The organism is Ruegeria sp. AF5 (assembly GCF_056541905.1).
Map to the genome: position 1 here is coordinate 54,441 of NZ_JBQFYZ010000018.1, position 13,108 is coordinate 67,548.

The window sequence follows — 13,108 nt, forward strand, 5'->3', positions numbered from 1 at the left end:
CAGGAGATTTACAATGGACGGCAATCCCCACAATCATCAATCCGGCGGCTGCCCAGTCTTGCATGGCGGGAACACGGGCACAGGCAACTCTGTCACCAAATGGTGGCCGGATGCGCTGAACCTGGACATTCTGAGCCAGCACGACACCCGCACCAACCCGATGGACGCGGATTACAACCACCGCGAAGCGGTCAAAGGGCTGGATTTCAATGCTGTTCGTGCTGACGTCGAAGCGTTGCTGACCGACAGTCAGGACTGGTGGCCAGCCGATTGGGGCCACTATGGCGGCCTGATGATCCGACTGGCGTGGCACTCTGCCGGGTCGTACCGCCTGGGGGATGGTCGCGGCGGCGCAGGTTCGGGCAACATCCGTTTTGCACCGCTGAACTCTTGGCCGGACAATGCCAGCCTTGATAAAGCGCGCCGTCTGCTCTGGCCGGTGAAAAAGAAATACGGCAACGCGCTGTCCTGGGCAGACCTGATTGTTTTGTCGGGAACGGTTGCCTACGAATCCATGGGTCTGAAGACCTTTGGCTTTGGCTTTGGCCGCGAAGATATCTGGGGCCCGGAAAAAGACGTCTATTGGGGGTCGGAAAACCAGTGGCTGGCCCCGTCCGAGAACCGCTATGGCGATCTGGAAACTCCCGGAACGCTGGAAAACCCGCTGGGTGCGGTGCATATGGGCCTGATCTATGTGAACCCAGAAGGTGTGAACGGCAACCCGGATCCAGCAAGAACTGCGCTGCACATCCGTGAAACCTTTGCCCGCATGGCGATGAATGACGAAGAGACCGCCGCGTTGACCTGTGGTGGTCACACGGTCGGCAAAGCGCATGGCGCGATGGCGGGTGATCATATCGGCGCCGAACCCGAAGCCTGCCCGGTTTCCGCTCAGGGTCTGGGATGGGACAACCCCGATCAAAACGGCAAGGCAACCAACGCGTTCACGTCTGGTATCGAGGGTGCGTGGACGAAAAACCCGACCAAATTCGATATGGGCTTTTTCGATTACCTGTTCGGCTATGAGTGGGAATTGGGTAAATCGCCCGCGGGTGCACAACAGTGGCAGCCCATCGACATGCCGGAAGAGGAAAAGCCGGTCGACCCGACCGACCCTTCGGTTCGGCGTATGCCGGTCATGACCGATGCGGACATGGCAATGAAGATCGATCCTATTTACAACGCGATCTGTCAGAAGTTCATGGCTGACCCGGATTACTTTGCTGACACTTTTGCCCGCGCGTGGTTCAAGCTGACCCACCGCGATATGGGGCCACGTGTCAACTACTATGGCCCAGACGTCCCGTCAGAAGAGCTGATCTGGCAGGACCCGATCCCTGTCGGTTCGACCGGGTATGACGTCGATGCCGTCAAAGCAAAGATCGCCGACAGTGGTCTGACCGCGGTCGAGATGATCACCACCGCGTGGGACAGTGCCCGTACCTTCCGTGGCTCGGACAAACGCGGCGGAGCAAATGGTGCGCGTATCCGTCTGGCACCGCAGAAAGACTGGGCAGGGAACGAGCCCGAACGTCTGGCAAAAGTGCTGGGCGTGCTGGAGCCGATTGCAGCGGAAACCGGGGCCTCGATCGCCGACGTGATCGTTCTGGCGGGTAACGTTGGTCTGGAACAGTCGATCAAAGCCGCAGGCTTTGACGTGACGGTTCCGTTCTCGGCTGGTCGCGGCGACGCAACGGATGAGCAGACCGATGCCGACAGCTTCTCGGTGCTGGAGCCGCTGGCGGACGGGTTCAGAAACTGGCAGCTGAAGGAATACGCGGTATCACCCGAGGCGATGATGCTGGACCGCGCGCAACTGCTGGGTCTGACCGCAGCCGAAATGACGGTTCTGGTGGGTGGCCTGCGTGTGCTGGGCGCCAATCATGGCGGCTCGGCGCATGGGGTCTTCACGGATCGCGTGGGTCAGTTGACCACCGACTTCTTCGTCAACCTGACGGATATGTCGCTCAGCTGGCACCCGGTTGACGGCGGCACATATGAGCTGCGTGATCGCGCCTCGGGCGAGGTCAGGTTCACCGCTACCAGCGCGGATCTGGTCTTCGGCTCGAACTCGATCCTGCGTGGCTACGCCGAGGTCTATGCCCAGGACGATAATGCCCAGAAGTTCGTGCGGGACTTCGTGGCGGCCTGGACAAAGGTCATGACCAACGACCGGTTCGATCTGGTAGCCTAAGTCAAAAATCGTCAGGCGAGGGAAACCTCGCCTGATATTGTGTTCGGGCAGACATCTGATAGTGCCCGATTATCCCGCGATCACATTCTGTTTTTGAACACCCAGGCCTTCGATGCCCAATTCCATCGTGTCGCCGGGTTTCAGATAGACTTGCGGGTTTTGCCCCATGCCCACACCCGGTGGAGTTCCGGTCGAGATCACATCGCCCGGTTGCAGGGACATGAATTGCGACAGGTGTGAGATCACAGTTGCCACCCCGAAGTGCATCGTCCGGGTCGAGCCGTCCTGATAACGGTGGCCGTTGACCTCAAGATACATCGGCAGATTCTGAGGGTCTGCAACCTCTTCCCGCGTCACCAGCCATGGACCGATGGGGCCGAATGTGTCTGCCGACTTGCCCTTGACCCACTGCCCCGAGCGGTGAAGCTGAAAATCACGTTCCGACAGGTCATTGACCACACAATAGCCTGCGACGTGATCCATCGCTTCGGCCTCGGAGATGTATTTCGCTTCCTTGCCGATCACCACGCCCAATTCGACCTCCCAGTCGGTCTTGACGGACCCGCGCGGGATTTCCACCGTGTCGTTCGGCCCGACAATGGCCGATGTCGCCTTGAAAAAGATCACAGGTTCCTGCGGCAACTCCATACCGCTTTCTGCCGCGTGGTCGGCATAGTTCAGGCCGATGCAAATGAACTTGCCCACTTGGCCGACACACGCCCCTAAACGGGTGTTGCCTTCAACCATCGGCAAATCCTGTGGATCCAGCGCGCGCAGTCGCGCCAAACCTTCGTCGCTGAGAACGTCGCCCGAAATATCGTCGATGACGCCTGACAGGTCGCGAATTGTGCCATCGTCGTGCAGTAGCCCAGGCTTTTCTGCACCCAAGGCGCCAAACCGCAGTAGTTTCATATTGTGATCCCTTTCAGATTAAATCGCCCATCCGCCATCAATGGCAAAGGGCTGACCTGTGGTAAATGCGCTGCTGTCACTCGCAAGGTAGAGCGCCAGTTCGGCAATCTCGTCGGCAGTCCCAATGCGCCCCATCGGCTGGCGGGCGATGAAATCCGTCATCGCCTTTTCGTAGTCGCCCGTCGCCCGCAAACGCTCGTGCAGGCTGGGGCTGTCAACGGTGCCGGGGCAGATAGCATTGCACCGGATGCCCTGCGTAACGAAATCGGCGGCGATCGACTTGGTCAGGCCAATTACGGCAGCCTTTGATGCGCAATATACAAACCGGTTTGGAACGCCCTTCATCGACGATGCGACCGAGGACATATTGATGATCGACCCCCCGCCGTTTTTCAACATCGCGGGCAGGGTCAGACGGATCAGGCGATACATAGCCTTCACATTAAGATCGAAACTGAAATCCCAGTCGTCCTCTTCGCACTCAAGAATGGTGCCGTTTGCCACGTAACCCGCGCAATTGAACAGGATATCCAACGGTGGCAATTCAGCCACGGCACGTTTTACGGCATGCGCGTCTGTCACGTCGAGATGGATTGGAGAGATCCTGTCGATCTCCGAAAGCCCGGCCAAAGTGGTTTCGTTGATGTCGCTTGCAAAGACATGCGCGCCTTCGGCTGCGAACAGTTCGGCCGTGGCACGTCCGATGCCCTGCCCAGCGGCGCTGATGAATGCGGTTTTGCCTTTTAGTCGGTCAGAAGGCTGATGCGATGTCATTCTGGTCCTCATGATTTTCCCGAAGCCGGGTGGTGTGTTGGGGATAACTGCCTTGTTGTTCGCGCCTCAGGGAAAAGATTGGGCAGGTTCAGCGGGCGCAAAGCAGTGCGTGTTTGGGGTTCGGTGCGGCACCGTCAAATCCTGATGTGATAAGCCTTTGCCGCATTCCCTCCGAGGATGGCCGCACGGTCATTGGAGGAAAGTGCGCTTAGCAGTTCGTCGGTTGCATCTATCCATCGTTCATAGCTGCTGGCCAATGTGCAGACCGGCCAGTCGCTGCCCCAGATCAACCGCGATGGTCCGAACGTGTTCAGTAGGTGATCCACATAGGGGTACAGGTCCCGAACCGTCCAGTCAGGTGCAGCTTCGGTGACAAGACCGGACAGTTTGCAGAACGCGTTGGTGTCCCGCGCGATGGCGGCCATGTCTTCGGCCCACCCGTCAAATGCACCGTCCCGGATCAGAGGTTTCGAGCCATGGTCAATCACAACCCGCATGTCCGGGTGCTGTGTCAGAAGGCGACGCAACGGCCCCAGGTGCCGGGGCAGGGTGAGGGCATCGAAAGTCAGATCTTTAGATTGGATGGCCTCAAAGGCAGGTCTCAGGGCTGCGCCGAGCATCCAGTTCGGATCAGCGATATCCTGAATCATTGGCCGCAGACCAACCAAAGCGGGATGAGTGGCTAGTCTGATGATTTGTGCACGCGCATCAGGGGCGTCGAAACCGACCCAGCCAACCACACCTTTGATAAAAGGTGTCTTGTCCGCCAGTGACAACAGGTACTTCGTTTCGGCGACGGTCGACGCTGCCTGAACCAGAATTGTCCCGTCGATGCCCTGTGCTTGCAACAATGGCGCAAGATCACCTGGCCCGAAGTCCCGGTAAATCTGGCCCAAATCCGGTGTCAGCCACCCATAGTCACCACGTGCCAGCGCCCAAAAATGCTGATGGGCGTCGATCTTCATGCAATCACGCCTTTCTTCAGGATGATGTTGCCGTACAGCCTGCGCTCGCCGGTCTGAATGATGGCAAATGCGGATGCCGCGCGTTGGTAGAAGTCGAACCGGTCCAGACCCTGAATTTGCGCGGGGTTGTCAGCCTGCGCGTCGATGATCTTTTGGAAATCTGCGACGGCCTCGGGCACGGCTTCGGGATCACCTACAACCTGCATGGTCAGCGCGGGGTCGGGCACGAATGTATCCAGCGGCATGACAGACAACACCGCGCCAAGCAGGTCGCTTGCTGTTGAACCATCCGCACGGATGCAGTCGGGCCCAAGGCTTGAGCCCGGGAAATTGGCGTCCGCAATAACGATGTCATCGCCATGGCCCATGGCACGCAGGGCGTACAGCAACTCAGGAGACAACAGCGGGTCGAGGTTACGCAGCATTGACAGGTTCCTTGGGCAAAGGGGCATCTGACCGGATCAGGCCTTCGGTACGCAGGTCTGACCAAAGCTGGGCGGGGATAGTCCGCTCCAGCAGGGCGACATTGGCTTGAACCTCGGCCGCATTGACGGCGCCCGGAACAACCGTTTTCACGGCGGGGTGTCCCAGAACAAATTGCAGCGCGGCTGCGATCAGCGGTGTGTCATGGGCCGCACAGACAGTTTCGATCCTGCGCACCCGTTCAAGAATATCCTCAGGCGCATCGGAATAGTTATACTTGGCCCCAGGCACCGGTCCGGTGGCGAGGATACCTGAGTTATACGGCCCGCCCAGAATGATGCCCACATCGCGTTTCTCGCAAAGTGGCAGAAAACTGTCCAAAGCTTCCTGCTCCAAAAGCGTATACCGACCTGCCAGCAGGAACCCGTCGAAATCGCCAAGACCCAGCAGTTTTTCGCAAACCTGCCATTCGTTCACGCCGGCGCCAATCGCAGCGATCTCACCTGCATCGCGCAGTTCAACCAGCGCCTTGTACCCGCCGCCATCGAACAACTCGCGCACTTTGGCGTCTGACATTTCCTGACTGCCCTGACTGAAAGCGCAGACGTCATGCACCAGAAGAATGTCTGCATTGGCAACACCGATCCGGTCTCGGCTTGCCTCGTATGACCGCATGACGCCGTCATAGGTATAGTCGAACACAATGCGTTTCTGCGGAACGTCCACAAACGCTTCGGGCGTCACCTCATGTGGTTCGCAATCCAGCAGCAGACGACCGATTTTGGTTGATAGCTGGATGTTCTCACGCCCAAACCGCCTGATCGCTTCGCCAAAGCGATACTCGGACCGCCCCAACCCGTATTGCGGCGCGGTGTCAAAAAACCGGATGCCCGAGTCAAATGCGGATTGCAAAGCAGCCTGCGCATCAGCTTCCGAGACTTTGCGATAAAGATTGCCCAAGGGCGCGCCGCCAAACCCCATACGGGTCAGCGGTACAGGCCGGGACGTCCTGTTGTTCAGAAGGGCGGTTTGCGAAACGGTCATCCTGCCTCTTGGGTGTTTTGGGGGTTTAAATTGAACAGCTGCGGTCTTTCCTGTTGCAGCCGTTCGATCCGAGGCATCAGTTGCCCCAGGTGATGGCGCATGGCGTCTTGTGCCGCACGTTCGTCATGGGCGCTGATGGCGTCGAATATCGCCCGGTGTTCGGCCAGTGTTTCCGCGATGCGGCCGGGTGTCGGCAACAGCAACATCCGCGCGCGGCTGACCTGTAACGACACGGTCTGTGCCACGTCCGGGAGGCGAAGCATCCCGGTGAATGCCATCAACAGGGCGTGGAATTCCTCATCTGCGTGATAGAACCCGGCAATGTCTTCATCTTCGATCAACAGCTCTTGCAGGCGCACATTGCGGCTCAGCTTTTTGCGCTGATCTTCGGTCAGGTCACGCGCTACCTTGGCCACTGTTGCCAGCTCCAAGGCCTCTCGCAGAAAGGCCCCTTCGCGAATTTCATCCATCGAGAAATAGGACACGCGTGTACCCGATTGCGGCACCACATCCACCAGCCCTTCGGCGGCAAGCCTGGTTATGGCGTCCGCGACAGGTGCGCGGGACACACCCAACTGCGCGCAGATCGGCGCCTTGCGAAGGTTAGCGCCGGGGGGGAAATCCAATGCCAGGATCGCCTGTTTGATGGATTGGTAAACGCGCTGCGCGAGCGACCCCTCAAATGTTGAAATGTCGGGCAGGCGGGTGGCGTCAATGTCATATGGGTGGTTCATAAATCAGAACTATCATACTAACATGCTAGTTGACAATAGCAGATTATCCCCGTAGCTCTGTGGCGAACAAGCGGGGATTCCATGCACCCAGTTTCCAAGAACAAAACCCCAGGCGGCCCGGCCCGTGACACAATCCGGTTGAACCCGGATGACAACGTGATCATCGCGTTGCGCGACCTGAAGGCCGGCGCACAACCGGACGGGCTATCGCTGCAGCTTCCCACGGACATCGCACGCGGGCACAAGATCGCCACCGCCCCGATTGCGGCGGGTGAAAATGTGATCCGCTATGGACAGATCATAGGTCAGGCCAAAGCGGATATCGCCGCGGGCGAGCATGTTCATGTCCATAATCTGGGTATGGGGGCGCATCAGCAGGACTACGCATATGCAAGCGCGAACGCGCCGCTGCCCGAGATTTCAGGCGACCGTATCTTCCAGGGCTTCCACCGCGCCGATGGCAAGGTCGGCACGCGCAACTACATCGGCATTTTGACAACGGTGAATTGCTCTGGCTCCGTGGCGCGATTCATAGCCGAAGCCGCCGAGAAACGGGGCTTGTTGGACGCGTACCCGAATGTGGACGGTATCGTCCCGATCGTTCATGGCACTGGATGCGGCATGTCGGGCAAAGATGAAGGCTATTCCACACTGTTTCGAACGCTGGCGGGATATGCCCAGCACCCGAATTTCGCCGGTATCCTGCTGATCGGTTTGGGGTGCGAAGTGATGCAGGTGGCCGATCTGGTTGGGGGTCGTCCGATTCGTCCTGATGGCGTGCTGCGTTACATGACCATTCAGAGTGAGGGCGGCACACGCCGTACCATTGAACGTGGATTGAACGAGCTGCGCGGGATTGCCGACCTCGCGAACAAGGCCGAACGCAAACCTGCGCCGATCAGTGCGATAACGGTTGGAATGCAATGCGGCGGGTCGGATGGGTATTCCGGGATCACCGCCAATCCTGCTTTGGGTTATGCGTCGGATCTGTTGGTGCGGCATGGCGGTACGACGATCCTGTCCGAAACCTCGGAAATCTATGGCGCGGAACACCTTTTGACCCGGCGGGCCGAGACCGTTGAGGTCGGGGAAAAGCTGATCGAACGCATTCGCTGGTGGGAGGGATATACTCACCGCAACGGCGGCGAGATGAACAACAACCCAAGCCCCGGCAACAAGCGCGGCGGGTTGACGACCATTCTTGAGAAATCGCTTGGCGCCGTCGCCAAAGGCGGCACCGCGCCCTTGCGCGGTGTTTACAAGTTCGGCGAGAAAATCGACAAGGCCGGCTTTGTTTTCATGGACAGCCCCGGTTTTGATCCATGCTCGGTCACGGGGCAGGTGGCGTCAGGTGCGAACCTGATCGTGTTCACCACCGGGCGGGGCTCGGTTTCGGGATATCAACCAACACCCTGCATCAAGCTGGCTACCAACTCCGAAATGTATGCCCGGATGTCGGAAGACATGGATCTGAACTGCGGGGACATCGTCACAGACGGCGTGAGCATTGAGGCAAAAGGCGAAGAGCTGTTCGAAATGCTGATCCGTGTCGCATCGGGTGAACAAACAAAAAGCGAAGAACTTGGCTTTGGTGGGGTCGAATTTGTGCCCTGGCAAATCGGCGCGGTGATGTAGGCGGCACCACCCCTTGGGGAGAGGGGTGTTTGGGAGGATAAATGACAAAACTGGTCGACATGTCGGGGATCGAGAAACACTTTCCCGGAGTCCATGCGCTCAAATCAGTGCAGTTCGATCTGGTGCCCGGCGAAGTTCACGCGCTGATGGGCGAGAACGGCGCGGGAAAAAGCACGCTGATGAAAATCCTCTCGGGGATTTATCAGCGCGACGGTGGCACATTGCAAATCGAAGGGCGTGATGCAAACCCAACCACGCCACGCGAGGCGCAGGCTTTGGGTATCGGCATCATCCATCAGGAACTGAGCCTGATGAATGATCTGACGGTGGCACAGAATATTTTTATCGGCCGCGAACCTCGTAAACGGTTTGGCCGACTGAACGATGCTGCGTTGAATGCACAGACGGCCGAAATTTTTGCGTCCATGAACCTAAACCTCGACCCCAAGGCGCAGGTCGGCAGTCTGACCATTGCGAAACAACAGATGGTCGAGATCGCCAAGGCCCTTTCTTACCGGTCCAGGGTTCTGATCATGGATGAACCGACCGCGGCCCTGAACGATGCTGAAATTGCCGAGCTGTTCGTGATCATCCGCCGCCTGAAGGCCGAAGGCGTGGGCATTGTCTATATCAGCCACAAAATGGATGAGCTGAAGCAGATTGCTGACCGGGTCACGGTGATGCGCGACGGAGAATACGTTGGCACCGTTGACGCGGAAGCAACGCCGATCAGCCAGATTATCGCAATGATGGTAGGCCGCGAAGTCAAGGAAGAGCCGCTGGTCCCCCCCGATCTAAGCGATGCCGAGGTTTCGCTGGAAGTGACCGGGCTGTGTCGGGGTCACGAAATCCGCGATGTCAGCTTCTCGGTGCTGAAGGGTGAGATATTGGGCTTTGCCGGGCTGATGGGGGCCGGACGTACCGAAGTTGCGCGGGCAATCTTCGGGGCTGATCCCAAAGATAGCGGAGAAATCCGGGTGCATGGGCAGGTGGTCTCGATCAGGACACCATCCGATGCCGTCAAGGCGGGCATCGGCTATCTTTCCGAGGATCGCAAGCATTTCGGCCTGGCTACCGGGATGAGCGTTCGCGACAATGTTGCCTTGGCTTCGATGGATATGTTCACCGGACGTGTCGGTGTTCTGAACGATGGTGAAATCAGCACGACGGCCAAGGGTTACATCACGCAGCTGGGCATTCGCACGCCTTCGGACACGCAGGAGGTACGCCTGCTGTCCGGCGGCAATCAGCAGAAAGTTGTCATTGCCAAATGGCTGCTGCGGGATTGCGATATCCTGATTTTCGATGAGCCCACGCGCGGTATCGACGTGGGCGCAAAATCTGAAATCTACAAGCTGCTGGAAGAACTGGCCGGGCAGGGCAAGACGATCATCGTGATTTCGTCGGAACTGCCCGAGATCATGCGCCTAAGCCATCGCATTGCCGTGATGTGCGAAGGCCGACTGACCGGCATTTTGCCGGGCGGCAAAGCCACCACTCAGGAAGACATCATGCATCTGGCGACGCAGCGGGCGGCGGCGATGCAGATAACAGGAACAGCGTAATGACCTCAGCAACGGAAATCGAAAAGAAAAGCCCACTGGCGGGGCTCTCGGAAAGCGGCGCCTACCAAAAGCTGCTGGCCTTCGCCAGCTTGATTGCCTTGCTGATCGGGTTTTCAATCGCGTCGCCGAACTTCATGCAAACTTCAAACATGATCGCCATCTTGCAGGCGACATCGGTCAATGGGGTGCTGGCGGTTGCTGCAACATTGGTCATCATAACTGGCGGGATCGACCTGTCCGTGGGAACTCTGATGACATTCTGTGCCGTTATCGCCGGTGTCGTGCTGACCTATCTCGGAATGCCACTGTTGTTGGGGGTTACGGCAGCGATTGCGGCGGGTGCGCTCTGCGGGCTGTGCTCGGGCACCTTTGTCGCCAAGATGAAAATCCCGCCCTTCATTGCCACGCTGGGTATGATGCTGATCCTAAAAGGGTTGTCGCTGGTGATCTCGGGCACGCGGCCCATCTACTTCAATGACACGCCGGGCTTTGACCAGATTTCGCGCGGGTCGCTGATCGGAGAGGTTTTCCCTGCTTTGCCGATCCCCAATGGCGTGCTGATCCTTTTCCTTGTTGCCATTGCAGCTTCGTACATTCTGGGGCGCACGGTTCTGGGCAGATACACCTTTGCGCTGGGATCAAACGAAGAGGCGGTGCGCCTTTCAGGAGTGAACACTGATCTTTGGAAGATGCGCATTTACGCTCTGGCAGGCGGGATCTGTGGCATTGGCGGTATCCTGATCGCGTCGCGCCTGAATTCGGCACAGCCCGCGCTGGGGCTTGGCTATGAGCTGGAAGCCATCGCTGCAGTCGTGATCGGGGGCACGTCCCTGTCCGGTGGGCGCGGTACGATCCTTGGAACCCTGATCGGTGCCCTGATCATGGCGGTTCTGACTAATGGTTTGCGGGTGCTGTCCGTCGCGCAGGAATGGCAGACCGTTGTCACCGGCGCGATCATCATTCTGGCCGTTTACGCCGATATGGCGCGGCGCAAGAAGACAGGTTGAACAGTCACAAAAATCAGAAACGAAGACCAACTGGAGGAGAAGACATGCTAACACGTCGTTTCATTTTGGGGGCCCTGAGTGCGGCCAGCCTTTCGATACCTGCAACTATGTCATCAGCGGAAGACATATATATTCCGCTGGTGTCCAAAGGGTTTCAGCACCAGTTCTGGCAGGCGGTAAAGTCCGGTGCGGAACAGGCCGCCGAGGAATATGGTGTCACGATCACCTTTGAAGGCCCGGACAACGAAACCATGGTGGATCGTCAGATCGACATGCTGGCGGCAGCCCTGGCCAATAACCCCAAGGCCATCGGTTTTGCCGCTCTGGACAGCCAGGCCGCTATTCCTCTGTTGAAGCAAGCTGATGAAAAGGGCATTCCGATCATTGCCTTTGACAGTGGAGTTGACAGCGACATTCCGGTTTCTACGGCAACAACAGACAATCAGGCCGCGGCTGCGCTGGCTGCGGACAAGATGGCCGAGATGATCGGCGGTAAAGGCAAAGTGGCCGTTGTAGCACATGACCAGACCAGCCGCACAGGCATCGACCGGCGCGACGGCTTCGTCAATCGCATTGCCGAAAAATACCCGGACATCGAAGTTGTCACGGTTCAATACGGTCAGGGTGACCACCTGAAGTCGACCGAGGTGACCAAAGCGATCCTGACGGCGAATCCCGATCTGAATGGCATCTTCGGCACCAACGAAGGCTCGGCCATCGGAGTGGTGAATGGGGTGCAGGAACTAGGGACCGAGGGGCTGGTCATCATCGGGTATGACAGCGGCAAGGCCCAGAAAGATGCGATCAAAAGCGGGCTGATGGCGGGTGCAATCACTCAGAATCCCGTGGGCATCGGGTATGAAACCGTCAAGGCTGCTGTGGCCGCGATGAAGGGCGAAGAAGTTCCTGCCCTGATTGATACCGGGTTTTACTACTACGACGCATCCAACATCGACGATCCAAAGATCGCGGCTGTTCTGTACGACTGATTTTCATTGTCATACTTGTTCCTGGCTCTTGGTTCTCCAAGAGCCAGAAGCTTGTCAGAATCCCTGCATTAGCATGTCGATGCCGGCGGTGATCTGCGCAAAGTGATCATCAAGGTTGTCGACCGGCGATTTTAGAATGCCCACCGGAACGGCAGCCATGAATTGGGTTGCCATTACAAACGGTTTGCCCTGGATATCAAAGACGGGATTGAGCCGGGTGGCTGGGATCGGTGCCGTCGCTTCGGGAAGGAGTGGCACGACGACGCGTGTGTTCAACCCGCTCAGCAGATCGCTCTGGATGTCCAGAAGATACCCGTCACCTGTCGGGTTGGGGAACACGTCGTATTTTGGCATCAGAACTGTCGGTAGGTGTCCAGCGGTAAGCCATTACGCTCGACATACGCGTTGGAACTCTCAAGTGCGGCCTTGTTTTCGGCTTTCCAGCGTTCAGCTTTTGCGCTGGCGACTGCGGCCCGAATGCCGTCTTCGGCTGCGCGGGACAGGTTGATCTTCAGATCCCGCGCCTCGGACAGCATATCGCCATCCAGTGATAGATTTGTCGGTTTGCGAGATGGAGCATTCATTTGACTACCCTCTGAACTGCGCCATTTTACCATCACACTATATGCGCGTCAAACATGCGCATAATGCGTGAAGCGCGGAAGCTCTCTGTTCAACGGCACGTGGCAATCAGGAGGTTTTGGCCTCAAAAGAGCTTTGCGCTCAGTTTTCCAACCCTCCCCAATTATTCTGCGACATTTTGTTTTTGTTTGTGTTTATTGAACTGTTGGTCGAAGAGGTTTTTGAAGGGGCCTTTTTTTTGCATGAGTTGGTCGAGGTTTCCCTGTTCGGCGATAGTGCCGTCC

13 protein-coding genes are annotated in these 13,108 nt (G+C 57.9%); 5 read left to right on the forward strand and 8 right to left on the reverse strand.

The window, feature by feature from the left end; genetic code table 11:
* Nucleotides 1–13 precede the first annotated feature (13 nt).
* Nucleotides 14–2,194 carry a catalase/peroxidase HPI gene (katG, locus tag ACR0DS_RS17835; RefSeq protein ID WP_480484654.1) on the forward strand — a complete coding sequence of 727 codons (2,181 nt, stop codon included), beginning with the start codon at nt 14–16 and terminating at the stop codon, nt 2,192–2,194.
* Between the two features lie 69 nt (nt 2,195–2,263).
* Here katG and ACR0DS_RS17840 read toward each other — a convergent pair whose 3' ends face one another.
* The 6 genes from ACR0DS_RS17840 to ACR0DS_RS17865 all read right to left on the reverse strand — a co-directional run bounded on the left by ACR0DS_RS17840 (nt 2,264) and on the right by ACR0DS_RS17865 (nt 7,046).
* Nucleotides 2,264–3,106: a fumarylacetoacetate hydrolase family protein gene (locus tag ACR0DS_RS17840; protein WP_480560418.1), complete on the reverse strand. Its 843-nt coding sequence runs from the start codon at nt 3,104–3,106 to the stop codon at nt 2,264–2,266.
* 18 nt (nt 3,107–3,124) lie between these two features.
* Nucleotides 3,125–3,880 carry an SDR family oxidoreductase gene (locus tag ACR0DS_RS17845; protein ID WP_480484656.1) on the reverse strand — a complete coding sequence of 252 codons (756 nt, stop codon included), beginning with the start codon at nt 3,878–3,880 and terminating at the stop codon, nt 3,125–3,127.
* A gap of 134 nt (nt 3,881–4,014) precedes the next feature.
* Entirely contained in the window at nt 4,015–4,845 is an 831-nt protein-coding gene (locus ACR0DS_RS17850) for an amidohydrolase family protein (RefSeq protein WP_480560416.1), read from the reverse strand.
* Complete coding sequence (locus ACR0DS_RS17855; RefSeq protein ID WP_480484658.1) at nt 4,842–5,270, reverse strand: RbsD/FucU family protein; 429 nt, start codon at nt 5,268–5,270, stop codon at nt 4,842–4,844. The genes ACR0DS_RS17850 and ACR0DS_RS17855 overlap by 4 nt, the downstream gene beginning before the upstream one ends.
* Nucleotides 5,260–6,312 carry an aldo/keto reductase gene (locus ACR0DS_RS17860; protein ID WP_480560414.1) on the reverse strand — a complete coding sequence of 351 codons (1,053 nt, stop codon included), beginning with the start codon at nt 6,310–6,312 and terminating at the stop codon, nt 5,260–5,262. Before ACR0DS_RS17860 ends, ACR0DS_RS17855 begins: the two co-directional genes overlap by 11 nt.
* The gene (locus ACR0DS_RS17865; protein WP_480560412.1) at nt 6,309–7,046 is read right to left on the reverse strand and encodes a GntR family transcriptional regulator; all 738 of its coding nucleotides are present in this window, start codon (nt 7,044–7,046) and stop codon (nt 6,309–6,311) included. Before ACR0DS_RS17865 ends, ACR0DS_RS17860 begins: the two co-directional genes overlap by 4 nt.
* An 81-nt stretch (nt 7,047–7,127) precedes the next feature.
* Between ACR0DS_RS17865 and ACR0DS_RS17870 the strand changes: the two genes are divergently transcribed.
* The 4 genes from ACR0DS_RS17870 to ACR0DS_RS17885 are packed head-to-tail and all read left to right on the forward strand — an operon-like array spanning nt 7,128 to nt 12,242.
* Nucleotides 7,128–8,681, forward strand: coding sequence for a UxaA family hydrolase (locus ACR0DS_RS17870; protein ID WP_480560410.1), 1,554 nt, complete (start codon nt 7,128–7,130; stop codon nt 8,679–8,681).
* 41 nt (nt 8,682–8,722) lie between these two features.
* On the forward strand, nt 8,723–10,246 hold the full coding sequence (locus ACR0DS_RS17875) for a sugar ABC transporter ATP-binding protein (protein WP_480560408.1): 1,524 nt from the start codon (nt 8,723–8,725) through the stop codon (nt 10,244–10,246).
* Entirely contained in the window at nt 10,246–11,253 is a 1,008-nt protein-coding gene (locus ACR0DS_RS17880; protein WP_480560406.1) for an ABC transporter permease, read from the forward strand. Before ACR0DS_RS17875 ends, ACR0DS_RS17880 begins: the two co-directional genes overlap by 1 nt.
* A gap of 44 nt (nt 11,254–11,297) precedes the next feature.
* Nucleotides 11,298–12,242, forward strand: a complete 945-nt coding sequence (locus tag ACR0DS_RS17885) for an ABC transporter substrate-binding protein (protein ID WP_209506853.1) — start codon at nt 11,298–11,300, stop codon at nt 12,240–12,242.
* Between the two features lie 54 nt (nt 12,243–12,296).
* Here the strand turns inward: ACR0DS_RS17885 and ACR0DS_RS17890 are convergent, their stop codons facing one another.
* Nucleotides 12,297–12,596 carry a CcdB family protein gene (locus tag ACR0DS_RS17890; RefSeq protein ID WP_480560404.1) on the reverse strand — a complete coding sequence of 100 codons (300 nt, stop codon included), beginning with the start codon at nt 12,594–12,596 and terminating at the stop codon, nt 12,297–12,299.
* Nucleotides 12,596–12,826, reverse strand: a complete 231-nt coding sequence (locus tag ACR0DS_RS17895) for a type II toxin-antitoxin system CcdA family antitoxin (protein ID WP_209599023.1) — start codon at nt 12,824–12,826, stop codon at nt 12,596–12,598. The genes ACR0DS_RS17890 and ACR0DS_RS17895 overlap by 1 nt, the downstream gene beginning before the upstream one ends.
* Between the last annotated feature and the right edge of the window lie 282 nt (nt 12,827–13,108).

Excerpts from the sequence above, each read along its gene's own strand:
- katG (WP_480484654.1), top strand. The coding sequence starts at position 14 with ATGGACGGCAATCCCCACAATCATCAATCCGGCGGCTGCCCAGTCTTG.
- ACR0DS_RS17840 (WP_480560418.1), bottom strand. The coding sequence starts at position 3,106 with ATGAAACTACTGCGGTTTGGCGCCTTGGGTGCAGAAAAGCCTGGGCTA.
- ACR0DS_RS17845 (WP_480484656.1), bottom strand. The coding sequence starts at position 3,880 with ATGACATCGCATCAGCCTTCTGACCGACTAAAAGGCAAAACCGCATTC.
- ACR0DS_RS17850 (WP_480560416.1), bottom strand. The coding sequence starts at position 4,845 with ATGAAGATCGACGCCCATCAGCATTTTTGGGCGCTGGCACGTGGTGAC.
- ACR0DS_RS17855 (WP_480484658.1), bottom strand. The coding sequence starts at position 5,270 with ATGCTGCGTAACCTCGACCCGCTGTTGTCTCCTGAGTTGCTGTACGCC.
- ACR0DS_RS17860 (WP_480560414.1), bottom strand. The coding sequence starts at position 6,312 with ATGACCGTTTCGCAAACCGCCCTTCTGAACAACAGGACGTCCCGGCCT.
- ACR0DS_RS17865 (WP_480560412.1), bottom strand. The coding sequence starts at position 7,046 with ATGAACCACCCATATGACATTGACGCCACCCGCCTGCCCGACATTTCA.
- ACR0DS_RS17870 (WP_480560410.1), top strand. The coding sequence starts at position 7,128 with ATGCACCCAGTTTCCAAGAACAAAACCCCAGGCGGCCCGGCCCGTGAC.
- ACR0DS_RS17875 (WP_480560408.1), top strand. The coding sequence starts at position 8,723 with ATGACAAAACTGGTCGACATGTCGGGGATCGAGAAACACTTTCCCGGA.
- ACR0DS_RS17880 (WP_480560406.1), top strand. The coding sequence starts at position 10,246 with ATGACCTCAGCAACGGAAATCGAAAAGAAAAGCCCACTGGCGGGGCTC.
- ACR0DS_RS17885 (WP_209506853.1), top strand. The coding sequence starts at position 11,298 with ATGCTAACACGTCGTTTCATTTTGGGGGCCCTGAGTGCGGCCAGCCTT.
- ACR0DS_RS17890 (WP_480560404.1), bottom strand. The coding sequence starts at position 12,596 with ATGCCAAAATACGACGTGTTCCCCAACCCGACAGGTGACGGGTATCTT.
- ACR0DS_RS17895 (WP_209599023.1), bottom strand. The coding sequence starts at position 12,826 with ATGAATGCTCCATCTCGCAAACCGACAAATCTATCACTGGATGGCGAT.